The organism is Dietzia timorensis (assembly GCF_001659785.1).
Classification (GTDB): domain Bacteria; phylum Actinomycetota; class Actinomycetes; order Mycobacteriales; family Mycobacteriaceae; genus Dietzia; species Dietzia timorensis.
In genome coordinates, this window is record NZ_CP015961.1 from 91405 (window position 1) to 106723 (window position 15319).

A 15319-nucleotide genomic window follows, 5' to 3' on the forward strand; every position below is an offset into this window, starting at 1 on the left:
TCTGTTCCGTCTTCCGACCAGGCCGCGCACGGGCCGGGTAATTGGGTTCCTCGCGAAATGCTCAAGGGTGTTCGCCCCGGGAACTACTGCTCCGAGCTGATTATCGTACATTCGTGTCGTCGGGGGCGAGCCCCCATTTCTCGATTGCTTTCGCAGCACTTCGACGTGCATCCGCGCGTGCCCTGCGGAGGACGTCGTGATCGGATTCCATTCGCGACGGGATACAATCGTCGGCGCCGGGACCGATGAGCGTCGTCGCCACGCCCTCGAAGTTTCCCCCCACGACCTTTTCGCGGAGCGCGGCGTAGCGGTCTGGGCGCCCCCGCCACTGCCGTCCGAGCGCCGGGTTGACGCGATCGAGGTATCGGGCGACGAGTCGGTCCATTCCGCCGAGCACGGGTAGCGACTGTGGCGGGCGAGTGATGACGACGATGGCGTGCGTCGCCCCGAGGTTCTTCGCGGCCGCGATCGGGACGGCTTCCATGATCCCTCCGTCGAGCAACCGGCGCCCGCGGTGTCGCACCGGTTGCCCACCCATCAACGGCAGAGTCGCCGAAGCGGTGATACTCCGGCAGACGTCATCACGGTCGGAGAAATTGTCGAGCGTGACAGTACTGGCCTCCTCGACGTCGGTGGCGACCAACGCAAAGTCGACACGAGGCGCCTCAAAGGCTATCCGGGCGAACGACGTCCGCCTATCCATCTCGTCCACGATCGCCGACGTATCGACCATCGGCTTCAAGCGCAGCGCGCGGTAGGGGGAGGCGAACTTCGGCGAGGCGAAGACATCGCTGTACGTGGCGGCCACGGTGTCGATGACGTCCGCAGCAGTGGCGACGGCGTTGACCGCGCCGGCGGACGTCCCGACGACGATATCGAGGAGGTCGACAATGCCCCGATCGGCGAGTTCGGCGACGATCTCGGCGGAAATCGAGCCACGCATACCGCCGCCCTCGACAACGAGGGCGACCTTCGCGCCGTCATCCGCGCGTTCACCGTCGGCGAGGGCCGCGCGCTCGCTCAGCACGTCGGCCACTGTGCGGCCGGATTCGCTTTGGGAACCCACGGTTCTCCCTTCCGATCGGTATTCGTGCGCTCCGTACCTTACCCGGGAGTAACCTTTAACGCACCTGGTGGAAAGGTTGCCGATCTCTCCTGAAGCGCGCGATCATCGCGTCTTCGCGAGCGCAGTACACATACGTCTTCGGCTATCTTGTCGGCGTGTGACATCTGCTCCCCGATTGGGGACCTGCCTAATTCGTCTGGTCGAGTCCGCTGTGCTGGGGTAGCGTCCTCAAATATGGCCACCAGCATGGATGTCGTTCTCTCCGACGAGCGGACGGTCCTCGGCGCCTTTCTCGACGATCACCGCCGCGACGCCGCCGGGATTCTCGACGGGCTCGGAGAGACACAGGTGCGCGAGAGACTGGTTGCGTCCGATACGACGCTGCTCGGTCTGCTCAAGCACCTGACATTTGTGGAGAAGGTGTGGTTCGAGGAGGCGATCACCTGTGTGCCTCGCACCGAGCTCGGGCTTCCCGCGGACGCCTCCGAATCGTTCCTGCTCGCGCCGGTGGACACCATCGACTCCATCCGGAACGGTTACCTCGCTGCGTGCGCGGCATCGCGTGAGGCCATCGCATCGATGGCACTCGACGATATCGTCTCCGGAAACTGGCGCGGCGAGATGACGCTGCGCTGGATCATGGTCCACTGCATCCGCGAGACCGCGCAGCACGTCGGCCACGCCGAGATCCTGCGCGAGCAGCTCCTGGATCGGTAGCGGTTCGGTGGTGCGCCGGGACATCTCCATAGTTCGGGGGGTGTACGAGCGGCGGCGGGAGGGTCCACGATGGAGGGATGAATTCCCTCGAGGTGCTCAAGGACCTGGCGGCGCGGCCGGGGCAGGCCGCCGACTATTTCTGGGACGACCTGGACCCGGCGGCGCTGGGCGCGCACCCGGGCGGTCATCCGAATTCGGTGGCGTGGCTCATCTGGCACGCCGCGCGCGAGACCGATGCGCAGATCGCCCCGCTCGCCGGCGCCCGGCAGGTGTGGACTGCGCAGGGCTTCGACCGTCGGTTCGACCTGGGTGATGTCGACCTCGGCTACGAGGGCATGGGGCTCGGACAGGACGCCGCAGCCGCACGCGCGGTGCGCGTGCCCGAGACCGGCGAGGGGAAGGCACTGCTACGCGAGTACTTCGACGCTGTTTTCCAAATGACGTCGGAGTGGATCGGCACCCTCGGCGAGAACGATCTCGACCGTGTCATCGACGAAAGCTGGGACCCGCCGGTGACTCTGGGCGTGCGTCTGATCAGCGCCATCGATGACGCCGCGCAGCACGTCGGCCAGGCCGCCTATATCGCCGGGATGCCTGAGGTCCCCTGAGCGCCTGGAAGGCGGGCTCCGAGCCCGTATCGCAGGAAGCGACAACCGGACGTACCGGGGGTCCGGACGGCGGAATCGGGATCGAAGCTTACGCTGCGGCGTCGATGACGATCTGACAATTCGTCAGAGAATATGTGAAACATCGCTTAGATTGTCCGGTATGCGTGTTTCTCGTCGTCAAAAATTCGGAATTCTTCCTGTCACGGTCCTTTCCTGTGCTGCCATGGCGCTCGGACCTGGGATCGCCTCGGCAGCCGAGGGCGATTGGACCCAGTACCGCTATGCGCCCACCAAGAACGCGGTTGTGCACAGCGGACTCGACGACCTCCTTGACGACGGTGTCGATGCCGTCGACCAAGTCCGTTCGACCCCGGTGGTCGCCGACGGAAAGTTGTTCGTCGGCAACCACGGAGTAGGAGCGCTGCAGGCGTTCGACCTGGCCACCGGTGATGAACTCTGGCGTGAGCAGGCACCCAATTGGGTGCATTCGGAGATGATCTACTCGGACGGAACCGTTTTCGTGGGATTCGGCAACCGGTTCGCCAACGAGGACATACCCGGCGTGCGCGGTTCCGGCGACAGCGGGGTGCTCGCGCTAGACGCGGAGACCGGAGCGCAGCTGTGGCGATTCGACACGGTCGGAGAGGTCATGCCCACCCCGGTCGTGGTCAACGGTGCCGTGTATGCCGTAACCGGAGATCAAACTCTCTACAAGATCGATCCCGCGAGCGGGGACGAGTTGCATCGCACCGACATCGGACACGTCGTGAGCATGTCCTCGCCCGCCGAACACGACGGCAAGCTGTTCTTCGGTGCCGGCGCTCCTGCGCCGTACTCGTTCTTCTCCTACGACACCGCCACCGATGAATTCGCCTGGTCTCGTGAGTTCGGAGAATTCAACCGTGGCCTCGACGACGTGCCGCCAGCCGTGGACGAGGACATCGTGGTGACGACGGCGAATGCCGTCCGCGTGCCCGGGAGCTCGGGTATGCGGGAAGAGCACACCATCGTCGCCATGAACGAAATGACCGGCGAGGAGCTATGGCGAAAGTCCCTCGGGACCGGTCCCGCACCGACGAATAATCGCTCCGGCGCACCGACCATCGACGGCGGAAAGGTGTTCGTCGGCAGTCCGACGACGAGCGCCGCCTACGCATTCGATCTACACACCGGGGCGCAGTTGTGGCGCAACCCGGTCGGCGCGATCAAGGGTGCGCCGGTCATCGATGGCAACGACGCCTACTTCTCGACGAAGTCCGGGGAGGTCTTCCGGCTCGACGTGGCCACGGGGGCTATCACGGGCAAGTTGCAGCTCGAGGGCGCGCTGGCCCCGGCAGGGCCGATCATCGTCGACGCCACCCTCGTCGTTCCGAGCCAGAACAAGCGCGTCTACTTCACACCCCTTGACGAATTTCCCGACTTCACCGTTCCCGAAGGCTCGTTGCCGACGGCGGGATCCAGCGGGTCGGCCCACCAGATCGGTGGTTCCCTCGGTGTCGACGTGGGTTCGCTGGACGCGGCATATTAGACGCGGCGTAGTAGCTGTACTGGATTCCTGCGCGCCCCCGCCTACGCGGCGGCACCGTTGTTCGGTTCGCGTCCAAGCCGGTTGCACGACCGGACCAGGCCGCTGGCCCGGAAAGGCAGGTCAGAGCTCCTGTGCGACGAGCGGGATTCTTCCGCCGGCGAGGACCATCTGCACCTGTCGATCCGACAGGCGATGATGCACGGCCACCTCGCGGCCGCCGATCTGCACAGTGAGCTGCGAACCCGATCGCAGCGCGTCCCACAGACCCGTGAACTCGACCTGGTCCCCTTGCTCTGCCCGCTCCAGGTCCGATGGATCGTCGAACTCGAGCGCCAGGACCCCGAAGTTGGCAAGGTTCTGCCAGTGGATCCTGGCAAAAGACACCGCAATGACCGCGCGCAGACCCAAAAACCGTGGGGCGATGACGGCGTGCTCGCGCGAGGAACCCTGGCCGTAGTTCTTTCCTGCCAGGACGACGTGCGCCGATCCGGCCTCGCGCGCCCGATCGGGGTAGTCGGCGTCGATCCGTGTGAAGGCGAACTCTGCGATTTTGGGGATGTTGCTGCGGAAGGGCAAGACGCGAGAGCCCGCAGGCAGGATCTCGTCCGTGGACACGTCATTGCCGACCTTGAGCACGACCGGCGCGGCAAGGTGGTCGGGAATCGGGTCGAAGTCGGGGAGTGTCGAAATATTCGGACCCTTGACCAGTTCCACTCGCTTGGCCTCTTCCGTGGGGAGGGGAGCCTGCAGCATGTCCCGTACCTGCGCGTATCTTTCCGGCATGGCCGGGTGCGGGGCCTGGATACCGTGGCTTTCGGTGAGCGTCCGTGGGTCGGTGATTCTGCCGGTGAGCGCCGAGGCGGCGGCGGTCTCCGGCGAGCACAGCCACACCGAATCTTCCTCCGTTCCCGAGCGGCCGGGGAAGTTGCGCGGCATGGTTCGAAGCGAGTTCTGGCCGGTGGCCGGTGCTTGGCCCATTCCGATACAACCCATGCAACCTGATTGGTGAATACGCGCACCGGCAGTGACCAAGGAGGACAGCCATCCTCCGGCGATCATGTCGGCGAGAACCTCGCGGGACGAAGGATTGATGTCTACGGAGACATTCTGGTCCGCTTGCTGTCCGTCGAGAATTTCCGCTGCTGCGGCGAAATCACGTAGGCCCGGATTGGCCGAGGAACCGAGGACGATCTGACTCACATCTTCGTCGCCGACCTGGGAGACCGGGATGACGTTGCCCGGTGAGGAGGGTTGGGCGATGAGGGGTTCGAGGGTGGACAGATCGATCGTTTCCCGGACGTCGTACGTCGCGTTCTCATCGGCCTCGATCCGGGTGAAATCGTGACCTCGACCGACCGCTTCGAGATACGTTTCGACCGCGTCGTCGGCCGGGAAGACAGTCGCCGTGGCGCCGAGTTCGGCGCCCATGTTCGCGATCACATGGCGGTCCATCGCCGTGAGGTGCTTCAGTCCCGGGCCGTGGTACTCGATGATTCGGCCCACGCCGCCGCTCACCCCGTGTCGGCGCAGCATCTCCAAGACGACATCCTTGGCAGATACCCAATCCGGTAGCTCGCCGGACAGTTCGACGCCCCAGATCTCCGGAGCGCCGACGTAGAGTGGCTGCCCGGCCATGGCCATCGCGATCTCGAGCCCGCCGACACCGATCGCGAGCATCCCCAAGGCGCCGGCGGCACACGTGTGGGAATCCGAACCGATGAGCACCACGCCGGGCTTGCCGAAGTGGGCCTGGTGGACGGGATGGGACACGCCATTGCCCGGCTTGGAGAACCAGAGACCGAATCGCTCGGCCGCCGACTGCAGGAATGCATGGTCGTCCGGATTCTTCTCGTCGGTCTGCAACAGATTGTGATCCACATATTGCACGGATAGATCGGTGCGAACTCTACCGAGACCGAGGGCCTCGAGTTCCAGCATGACCATGGTCCCGGTGGCGTCCTGTGTCAACGTTTGATCCACACGGAGAGCGAGCTCGGACCCGGGTTTCATCTCCCCGTCAACCAGGTGGGATGACATCAACTTTTCGGCGACGTTCTTTGGCATCAGACTTTCCTCCCAATACCGCGAACCCACAAATGGCGTGAGCTGTCTCACACAAGCGTAGGTCCGGTGGGCGAGAGTCGGCCAGGAGCGGCCACCGCAACGCCCCCGGTCGGGATCACCCGGGTCGCGGGGGTCCGTGCGCCCAACTGACGTCTAGTACACGGCGATGCCGACAGTGACGAGCACGAAACCCACGAGCTGCAGTGAGCCGCGGACCAGCTGAAAAAGGTCCCAGCGCCGGCGCATCGCGATGAACCCCTCGGGCGCGGTCCGGTCGGTGATCCGCCCGGTTCGCAGATTGATGGGTACGTTGCCGGCGATGGTCACGGCGAGCGCGACGGCGAGGATTGCGGCGGCCGCGATGAGCAGTGCGGAGGGGCGCTCGATCGCGACGGCGATGCCGAGTACGGCCGCCGCCGTCATCCCCACGGGCATGATTCGGCCGAAAGTGCGCAGCAGCCCCTTCTCGAATACGAGCTGCTGGTCGTCGGGAAGCGTGCGGATCACGGGGTGGACGAGCGCGACCGAGGCGAACTCCGCCGAGCCGACAAAGCCGATGATGAGGATCGAGAGGGTGTCCAGCCAGGTCATGACAATCGTGCTCCGTACTTGCGACGGCGCCTTCGAGGCGAAACGGATAGTTGCAGTATCTATTAGCGGATAGTACTACTGTCTATTGGGGAGGCGGGGGGATACGCTTCACCGACAGAGGAAATGGGGTAGCCCGTGCGGATGGCCGAGCTCGCGAAGAGGTCTGGGCTATCGGTCGCGACGATCAAGTTCTATCTTCGCGAAGGGCTCCTGCCGCCCGGCCACAGGTCCAACGTCAACCAGGCAGAATACGACGAGGCGCACCTCGAACGCCTGCGGATGATCCGTGCGCTGGCCAAGGTCGCGCGGCTGCCGCTGGCGAGTATCCGCGAGGTCGTCTCGGTGGTCGAAGGCGGGGGGACTCCCGTCGATGCGATGGCGGCGACGCAGGATGCGCTCGCCGGCGAGGTGGGCCAGGGGCCGATTAACGCCGAGAGCGAGGGGGCGCTCGACCGGATCGTCGCCGAGCGAGGTTGGCAGTGCGAGAAGACCTCTCCGGCGTACGGGGCCGCCGTGGCCGCGCTGGCCGAGCTCGAGGCCGAGGGATTCGGCGGGGAAGGCTTGCTCGCCGGCTACGCCGAGGCCGCCGACCTGGTCGGGCACAGCGACCTCGCCGCAGTGGCGTCCGAGGAGTCCACTGCCGGGCTCGTCCGCGCTATCGTCGTCGGAGGGGCGCTGCGCCGCCCGCTTCTCGACGCCCTCGTCATGCTCGCCCAGCAGCATCATGCGCAGGCCGGCCGGGGTCCTGCAGACCGCTGACCTCGTTATCGGTGCCGGTATAGCGGCCGATCCAGCTCATCCCGTGGTAGATCACCAGCGCCGCGAGCGTGCCGAGGGCTATGCCGGTGAACGCGAAATCGCCCAACTCCCAGTGGAGATCCGCGATGGCAACGACGAGTGCGACGCCCGCCGTCATCTGGTTCTTGGGGGAGGAGAAGTCGACGCGACCGTCGACCCACATGCGGAAACCGATGATCGCGATGAGTCCATAGAGCACGAAGGTGACGCCGCCGAGGACGCCCGCGGGGATCGTGTTGATGAGCGCGCCGACCTTTGGCGACAGCGAGAGCAGCACGGCGACGATGCCGGCGACCCAGTATGCAGCCGTGGAGTACACACGCGTCGCGCTCATCACGCCGATGTTCTCGCCGTAGGTCGTCGTCGGCGAACCGCCGAAGCCCGCCGAAATCGTCGTCGCGAGGCCGTCGGCGAACAGGGTCCTGCCCACCAGCGGTTTGAGGTCCCGCCCCGTCATCGTGCCAACCGACGTCACATGCCCCACATTTTCGGCGAGAAGTACGACGATGACCGGAAGGAAAATGGGGATGAGCCCGAGATTGAATTCCGGATGGTGAAATTCGGGAGGTCCCAACCAGGCCGCCTCGTTGAACGGTGTGAAGTCCACTTCGCCGCGAGCGACCGCCACGAGATAACCGACGACCACGCCGACGAGAATCGAGACGCGGCCGAGAATTCCCTTGAACAAGGCGGTGCACAGTATGACGGCGCAGAGCGTGATCGCCGCCGTGACCGGGGCTTTCGAGAAATTTTCCTGATAGGCGGTGGGGACGAGGTTGAGTCCGATTAGCGCGACGATCGCGCCCATCACCACCGGCGGCATGAGCGAGCCGATCCACGCGGTGCCGACCTTCTGCACGAGCAGTCCGAGAAGCGCGAGCAGGACGCCTGTGACAAGGACGCCGCCGAGCGCGGCCTCCATAGAATCGGCCTGCGTCGACGCCGTGATCGGCGCGATGAACGCGAACGAGGAGCCGAGGTAGCTGGGCATCCGGTTGCGGGTGATGAGCAGGAACAGCATGGTTCCCAGGCCGCTGAACAGCAGCGTTGTCGACGGCGGGAAGCCGGTGATGACGGGGACGAGGAACGTCGCGCCGAACATCGCGACCACGTGCTGGGCGCCGATGCCAACCGTGAGCGGCCATGACAGCCGCTCTTCCGGGGCGACGATGGCGTCCGCGTCGACGGTGCGACCATTCCCGTGCAAAGTCCATCTGAACACGCTGCGCGCTCCTTCGTTCCCGGGGCAGGAGTGGATTTTCCTCGATTAACTTAGCCGATTTCCGGGGGCGTCCGGGAATGTTACGTAGATCACGTATTTGCCGGTCTCTTTCGGAATCTGAGGTCTATCTGTGATACTTCTTCGAACGGTCTATTTAGGGCCGATTTAGCTACAGGGTTCAACCACTAATCCCTAAAACGGGATCCGAACCTCGCCCACGAGCCGCGATCCGGCACGCGCGAGGTCTGGCCCAGGAGCGAGATCACGACTCGCCGGGACCCGGATCTCCGGTGTCGCGTGTGGCGCCGCAGTGGACGAGTTTTCGTCTTCAGCGGCGCCATATGTGCATTACGTGAGACTCCTTCCGATGCCAGTCGGGGAGAGAACATCGTCAAACGTGAAGGAACAAACATGAGTGTGGGTGTCGTGCGCGAAACGGCCCCTGGGGAGCGCCGAGTAGCGCTCGTTCCCAAGGTGGTCGCTTCGCTCGTGGGCAAAGACGTCCCCGTCATCGTCGAAGAAGGCGCCGGTGAGGCCGCGCTGATCCCCGATTCGGCGTACGAAGAGGCCGGGGCGACGATCGGCGATCCGTATGGCGCCGACGTGGTCGTCCGCGTCTCCCCGCCGACGGACGAGGAGATCGGCAAGCTGCGTAGGGGCCAGAAGCTCATCGGCTTCCTCGCGCCGCGCAATTCGGACAACAAGATCGGCGCGCTCAAAGAAGCCGGGGTCGAGGCCTACGCGGTCGAGGCGATCCCGCGCATTTCCCGCGCGCAGGTCATGGACGCGCTCAGCTCGCAGGGCAACGTCTCCGGCTACAAGTCCGTGATTCTCGCGGCGACGGAGGCGACGAGATTCTTCCCGATGCTGACGACGGCCGCCGGAACCGTCAAGCCGGCCACCGTGCTCGTGCTCGGTGTCGGCGTCGCCGGCCTGCAGGCGCTCGCCACGGCCAAGCGCCTCGGCGCCCGGACCACGGGCTACGACGTGCGCCCCGAGGTCGCCGAACAGGTGCGCTCGGTCGGCGCGCAGTGGCTCGACCTCGGCATCGATGCCGCCGGCGAGGGCGGCTACGCCCGCGAGCTGACGGACGAGGAAAAAGACCAGCAGCAGAAGGCGCTGGAGGAGGCGATCAAGGGCTTCGACGTGGTCATCACGACCGCGCTCGTCCCCGGCCGTCCCGCTCCGCGCCTGGTCACGGCCGCCGCAGTGGAGGGCATGAAGCCGGGCAGCGTCATCGTGGACCTCGCCGGCGAGACCGGCGGCAACTGCGAACTCACCGAGCCCGGGAAGACTGTCGTCACCCACGATGTGACGATCGCGTCCCCGCTCAACCTGCCCGCTTCCATGCCCGAACATGCCAGCGAGCTGTATTCGAAGAACTTGTTGGCGCTGCTCGAGCTCATGCGCAACGAGGACGGCGCCTTTGCCCCCGACTTCGATGACGAAGTCATCGCCGGGGCATGCGTTACCCGTGAGGAGGGAACGAACTAATGGTTACCGGTATGTACACAGGCCTCATGGCCAATATCGCGATTCTGGTGCTCGCCGGATTCGTCGGTTTCGCGGTGATCTCCAAGGTCCCGAACACCCTGCACACCCCGCTCATGTCGGGCACGAATGCCATCCACGGCATCGTCGTGCTCGGCGCGATCGCCGTGCTCGGCAGTCTCCCTGCGGATGCGGGCTGGGGCGTGTACACGATCGCGTTCATCGCGCTCGTGTTCGGCACGCTCAATGTCGTCGGCGGCTTCCTCGTCACCGACCGCATGCTCGGCATGTTCAAGTCCCGCCCGGAGCCGAAGGAAAAGGGTGACGCGTGAACACTGAAATCTTCAACGTCTTCGTCACCTCCTCGCAGACGCCCCCGTCCGCGTGGAACTACGTGGTCTCGGCCCTGTACATCGTCGCGTTCGGCATGTTCATCTACGGCCTCATGGGCCTGACCGGGCCGAAAACCGCCGTCCGTGGCAACTGGATCGCCGGCATCGGCATGGTTCTCGCGATCGCCGCGACGATCCTCAACGTCCCCGTCCGCAACGGACAACTCGGCGGTCCCGAGGGCTCGGGAGTGTCGACGCCGACCATCAACTGGGTGCTCATCGCCGTCGGCCTCCTCGTCGGTGTCGTGCTCGGAATCCCGCCGGCGCGCCGCACGAAGATGACGGCCATGCCGCAGCTCGTCGCGCTGTTCAACGGCGTGGGCGGCGGCACGGTCGCACTTATCGCATGGGCCGAGTTCATCGAGACCGACGGCTTCCAGCACTTCCGCGACACCCCGGCCGGTCCGGTCGTCGCCGGTTCGCTCATCGCCGCGATCATCGGTTCGATCTCGTTCTGGGGTTCGCTCGTCGCGTTCGCCAAGCTGCAGGAGCTGCTCAACAAGAACCTCGAGCGCAACCTCGTCAAGGCCGCCAAGGCCTTCCAGCTCGCGAACATCGTGCTGCTACTCGTGAGCATCGCCATCGCCATCTACCTCGCGATCAACGCCGCGAACGGTGGCGGCGCGAACACCTGGTGGATCGTCGGTCTGCTCGTTGCGGCCGGCATCATGGGCCTGTTCGTCGTGTTCCCCATTGGTGGCGCGGACATGCCCGTCGTCATCTCGCTACTCAACGCGCTGACCGGTCTCTCGGCCGCCGCGGCCGGTATCGCGCTGAACAACACCGCGATGATCGTCGCCGGCATGATCGTCGGCGCGTCCGGCTCGATCCTCACCAACCTCATGGCCAAGGCCATGAACCGGTCGATCCCGGCCATCGTGTTCGGTGCATTCGGCGGGGGCGACGACGGCGCCGGACCAGCCGGAGGCGCCGAGGGCGGCACGGTCAAGTCGACCTCCGCCTCGGACGCCGCGATCCAGATGGCCTACGCCAACCAGGTCATCGTCGTCCCGGGTTACGGCCTCGCCGTCGCCCAGGCGCAGCACGCCGTCAAGGAGATGGCCGGTCTGCTCGAGGACAAGGGCGTAGAGGTCAAGTACGCGATCCACCCGGTCGCCGGACGCATGCCGGGCCACATGAACGTGCTCCTCGCCGAGGCCGACGTGCCGTACGACGCGATGAAAGAAATGGATGACATCAACGGTGAGTTCAACCGCACCGATGTCGCCATCGTCATCGGCGCCAACGACGTCACCAACCCGGCCGCGCGCAACGATCCGAGCTCGCCGATCCATGGCATGCCGATCCTCAACGTGGACGAGGCCCGCTCGACCATCGTGCTCAAGCGAAGCATGTCCTCCGGTTACGCCGGCATCGAGAATCCGCTGTTCTTCGCGGATGCGACCTCGATGCTCTTCGGCGACGCCAAGGGCTCGGTCGACTCGATCGTCGAGGAGCTCAAAGCGCTGTAGGCTCGCCTGCCGCCCCGTTCCTCACCGCTACCGCCGTTCGCGCCCGATAAGGGCGAGGACGGCGGTAGCTTTTTGCGCACGGGGTGGCGGAGGGCGGGCCTAGAATTGTCACATGCCAGGCACGCGCTCGGATCGAGAACCACCACAGGATGACGTCGCGCGGCTGCGCCCGCGCAAGGGGGACCTGCCGTATCCGATCGTCGTGGCCGCGTGGTGGAGCCTTTGCCTCATTCTCATCGCCGGCGGGGCGTGGGTGCTGGCGAAGGTCGCGGGGAGCGTGCCGGTCGTCCTCATCCCGATCGCCGTCGCGGTGTTGCTCGCGGCGCTGCTTTCGCCCGTCGCCGGTGTTCTCGAAATGCGCGCGCGGTTTCCCCGGTTGGCAGCCGCTCTGGCGACGGTGCTCGCGCTCATCGCCGTTATCGTCGGTGGAATCTCGCTCGCCGCACAGCAGGTAGTTTCCGACCTGCCACAGTTGCAGAGCAAGGCGATGGCGGGCATCGACCAGATCGTCGACTGGCTCTCCAACGGGCCGCTACACCTTGACGAAACTCGCATGAATACCGTCGTGGACAAGATCAAATCGTCCACTTCGGAACATTCGAACGAGCTCGCCACCGGCGCATTTCATGCCGGCGGGCAGCTTGTCGATGTCGTCGCGGGGCTGGTCATCACACTTCTCGCGCTGTTCTTCTTCCTCTACGAGGGACGCAAGATCTGGACGTTCTTCGTTCGCCTACTGCCCGCCGCGGCGAGCAACAAGGTCGACGCCGCCGCTCGGCGCGGCTGGGTGAGCCTCGGCGCGTTCACTCACACCCAGGCTCTCGTCGCGCTCATCAACGCCGTGTGCGTCGGCGTCGGCGCGGCGATCCTGGGTCTTCCGTTCGTTCTGCCCATCGCGATCATCGTCTTCCTCGCCTCCTTCGTTCCGATCGTCGGTGCGATCGTCTCCGGCATCCTGCCTGCACTCATCGCGCTCGTCGACAACGGCCTCTGGCACGCGGTGATCATGGTGGCGATCATCGTCGTCGTCCACTTCGTCGAGTCGCATGTGCTCCAGCCGTTCCTCATGGGTCATGCTGTCGCGCTGCATCCTCTTGCGGTTATCGTCATCGTCGCTTCCGGCACCTACCTGTTCGGCGTTGCCGGGGCGCTCTTCGCCGTTCCCGTCGCCGCCGCGCTCAACGCGTCGCTCCGCTATCTACTCGGCCACGACATGTTCCCGCAGCTCGCAGGTGACCGGCCGATCGACGAACCTCCGTCCGGCGATTCCGGCGATTCCGGCGATTCCGGCGATTCCGTCGCCGGCGATGCCGTGTCGCCCGGGACTGTTTCCCACACCGAGGAGCACGACGCGGCAACGCCACGCTCTGAATAGCCCCCGGTGAGCGGCTTCGGGAAATTCTCGACAAAGCCGCGCGAGCATCGTGCTCGGCTCGTACTCTCGGCGGGGACACCCACCCGAGAGAGGCGGTCTGAAATGCCGGCAGCCGACGCGGCGATCGATGCACTTCGCGAACGCATCCCGTCCTCGCCGATCCTCACCGACCCCGACGTCACCGAGGGGTATCGAAGAGATTTCGCGAAGGATCCGGACGCGGGCCGGCCGCTCGCGGTCGTGCGCGCGACCAGCACCGCGGACGTGCAGGAAGTAATGTGCTGGGCGAGTGAGAACGCGATCGCGGTGATCCCGCGGGGAGCCGGCAGCGGACTGTCCGGCGGCGCGACAGCCGTAACCGGCGGCATCGTGCTCACCACGGAACTGATGCAAGACATCGAGGTCGACCCCGTCACCCGCACCGCCGTGGTCCAGCCGGGCCTCCTCAACGCCGAGGTGAAGAAGGCAGTCGCAGAACACGGCCTCTGGTATCCGCCGGATCCGTCGTCATTCGAGATCTGCTCGATCGGCGGCAACGCGGCGACCAACGCCGGCGGGCTGTGCTGCGTCAAATATGGTGTGACGACGGACTACATCCTCGGCATGGAGGTCGTACTCGCCGACGGCAAGGCAGTCCGGCTCGGAGGCCCGAGGCTCAAGGACTCCGCGGGTTTCTCGCTGACGAAGTTATTCGTCGGGAGTGAGGGCACTCTCGGGATCATCACCGAGGTCATCATCCGGCTCATCCCGAAGCAGGCGCCCGCAAGCACCGTCGTCGGCACGTTCCCCACGGTCGCCGATTCGACGCAAGCGATCCTCGACATCACTAGAGTCATGCGCCCGGCAATGCTCGAGTTCATGGACCGCGCGTCGATCCGCGCGGTTGAGGACGTCAAAAGGATGGGGCTCGACGTGGACGCGCACGGCATGCTCATCGCCCAGTCCGATTCGCCGGGCGCCGACTGCTCTAGAGAAGTCGAGTTCATGGCCGAGGCGTTCCGGAACAACAACGCCGCCGACGTCTTCACCACCGACGACCCCGAGGAGGGCGAGGCGTTTGCGGCGGCGCGGCGCTTCGCGATTCCCGCCGTCGAGCGGAAGGGAACGCTGCTGTTGGAGGACGTCGGGGTGCCCTTGCCCGCCCTTCCGCAGCTGATCGAGCGCATCGAGGAGATCGCCGCCGAGCGCGATGTGCTCATCGCCGTCATCGCCCATGCCGGTGATGGGAACACGCATCCGCTGATCGTCCACGACCCGAACGATGCGGAGGAGACGGCGCGCGCGAATCTCGCTTTCGGCGAGATCATGGACTTTGCGATCTCGCTCGGCGGGACCATCACCGGGGAGCACGGCGTGGGCAGGCTCAAGAAGAATTGGTTGCCGAGCCAGGTGGGCGAGGACGTCATGGATCTGACGCGGCGCATCAAATCCGCGCTTGACCCACAGAATCTACTCAATCCCGGCGCGATGTTCTGAGGCCAAAGAACGCTCGGCACACGGCGGCAATGGCCGTCGCTGCCATGAGCCCGGCGGTGAGGAAGAGGATCGAGATCAAGACACCGACGCCTGCCTGCGACGGCTCTTTCATCGACGCGACGTCGACGTTCATGGCGAGCGCGAAGCCGGCCGAGGTGCCGAGCGCCGACGCCAACGAGCCGGCGAACAACCGGCGTCCCAGAAGGCTGACGCCGCACGCCACCACCACCAGGGTGATCCCGCATGCGGCGATCTGCCACGAGGGGAACGTATTGGGTGCCGGGAGTCCTGGTCCAACAGCACGCCCGTCCTTGCCGGCGGCGGTCCACGAGAGCCACGCCGCGCATGAGAGGAATCCCAAAGGCAGTGCGATTAGGGCGACCTGCCACTCCGTGCGTCGTCCCGCGAACTTCGGCGAGCTTTCTAGGCTGGCGACAAGTTTCACCAGTATCGACCACAGCGCCACCGGTATCCCGATGAGCAATACCGAGGTGAGAAGAAAGCTGCCGATGTTCATTT

The 15319-nt window shown here is 65.4% G+C and carries 14 protein-coding genes; 9 read left to right on the plus strand and 5 right to left on the minus strand.

All coding sequences use genetic code 11. The features are described from left to right. Nucleotides 1-100 precede the first annotated feature (100 nt). Complete coding sequence (locus BJL86_RS00470) at nucleotides 101-1066, minus strand: patatin-like phospholipase family protein (protein ID WP_067473696.1); 966 nt, start codon at nucleotides 1064-1066, stop codon at nucleotides 101-103. A 234-nt stretch (nucleotides 1067-1300) separates the two neighbouring features. Between BJL86_RS00470 and BJL86_RS00475 the strand changes: the two genes are divergently transcribed. From BJL86_RS00475 to BJL86_RS00485, 3 genes are all read left to right on the plus strand, one after another. Continuing rightward, nucleotides 1301-1783, plus strand: a complete 483-nt coding sequence (locus tag BJL86_RS00475; protein ID WP_067473691.1) for a DinB family protein — start codon at nucleotides 1301-1303, stop codon at nucleotides 1781-1783. Nucleotides 1784-1860: 77 nt separating this feature from the next. Then, nucleotides 1861-2391, plus strand: coding sequence for a mycothiol transferase (locus BJL86_RS00480; RefSeq protein WP_067473688.1), 531 nt, complete (start codon nucleotides 1861-1863; stop codon nucleotides 2389-2391). 223 nt (nucleotides 2392-2614) lie between these two features. Beyond that, nucleotides 2615-3919, plus strand: a complete 1305-nt coding sequence (locus tag BJL86_RS00485; RefSeq protein ID WP_067473685.1) for an outer membrane protein assembly factor BamB family protein — start codon at nucleotides 2615-2617, stop codon at nucleotides 3917-3919. A 120-nt stretch (nucleotides 3920-4039) separates the two neighbouring features. Here BJL86_RS00485 and BJL86_RS00490 read toward each other — a convergent pair whose 3' ends face one another. Both BJL86_RS00490 and BJL86_RS00495 read right to left on the minus strand, forming a co-directional pair. Beyond that, the gene (locus BJL86_RS00490; RefSeq protein WP_067473682.1) at nucleotides 4040-5983 is read right to left on the minus strand and encodes an aconitate hydratase; all 1944 of its coding nucleotides are present in this window, start codon (nucleotides 5981-5983) and stop codon (nucleotides 4040-4042) included. Between the two features lie 153 nt (nucleotides 5984-6136). Then, on the minus strand, nucleotides 6137-6574 hold the full coding sequence (locus tag BJL86_RS00495) for an anthrone oxygenase family protein (RefSeq protein WP_067473679.1): 438 nt from the start codon (nucleotides 6572-6574) through the stop codon (nucleotides 6137-6139). 141 nt (nucleotides 6575-6715) lie between these two features. On the opposite strand from BJL86_RS00495, the gene BJL86_RS00500 reads away from it, so the two are divergent. Continuing rightward, complete coding sequence (locus BJL86_RS00500) at nucleotides 6716-7333, plus strand: MerR family transcriptional regulator (protein WP_067473676.1); 618 nt, start codon at nucleotides 6716-6718, stop codon at nucleotides 7331-7333. On the opposite strand, the gene BJL86_RS00505 is transcribed toward BJL86_RS00500, so the two are convergent. Continuing rightward, nucleotides 7278-8594, minus strand: a complete 1317-nt coding sequence (locus tag BJL86_RS00505; RefSeq protein WP_067473673.1) for a uracil-xanthine permease family protein — start codon at nucleotides 8592-8594, stop codon at nucleotides 7278-7280. The genes BJL86_RS00500 and BJL86_RS00505 overlap by 56 nt on opposite strands. Nucleotides 8595-9005: 411 nt before the next feature. On the opposite strand from BJL86_RS00505, the gene BJL86_RS00510 reads away from it, so the two are divergent. The 5 genes from BJL86_RS00510 (at nucleotide 9006) to BJL86_RS00530 (ending at nucleotide 14800) form a co-directional block, all read left to right on the plus strand. Continuing rightward, nucleotides 9006-10088 (plus strand): Re/Si-specific NAD(P)(+) transhydrogenase subunit alpha, encoded by a 1083-nt coding sequence (locus BJL86_RS00510; RefSeq protein WP_067473670.1) that lies wholly within the window; start codon nucleotides 9006-9008, stop codon nucleotides 10086-10088. An 11-nt stretch (nucleotides 10089-10099) separates the two neighbouring features. Then, nucleotides 10100-10417, plus strand: coding sequence for an NAD(P) transhydrogenase subunit alpha part 2 (locus BJL86_RS00515; protein WP_067473833.1), 318 nt, complete (start codon nucleotides 10100-10102; stop codon nucleotides 10415-10417). An 8-nt stretch (nucleotides 10418-10425) separates the two neighbouring features. Further along, nucleotides 10426-11949, plus strand: a complete 1524-nt coding sequence (locus BJL86_RS00520) for an NAD(P)(+) transhydrogenase (Re/Si-specific) subunit beta (RefSeq protein WP_067473830.1) — start codon at nucleotides 10426-10428, stop codon at nucleotides 11947-11949. 112 nt (nucleotides 11950-12061) lie between these two features. Next, a complete protein-coding gene (locus tag BJL86_RS00525; RefSeq protein WP_067473668.1) occupies nucleotides 12062-13324 on the plus strand; it encodes an AI-2E family transporter in 1263 nt (420 codons plus the stop codon). A 102-nt stretch (nucleotides 13325-13426) separates the two neighbouring features. Continuing rightward, entirely contained in the window at nucleotides 13427-14800 is a 1374-nt protein-coding gene (locus BJL86_RS00530; RefSeq protein ID WP_067473665.1) for an FAD-binding oxidoreductase, read from the plus strand. Here the strand turns inward: BJL86_RS00530 and BJL86_RS00535 are convergent. Next, a complete protein-coding gene (locus BJL86_RS00535; RefSeq protein WP_067473662.1) occupies nucleotides 14778-15317 on the minus strand; it encodes a hypothetical protein in 540 nt (179 codons plus the stop codon). The two genes, BJL86_RS00530 and BJL86_RS00535, sit on opposite strands and share 23 nt — an antisense overlap. Nucleotides 15318-15319: the final 2 nt, after the last annotated feature.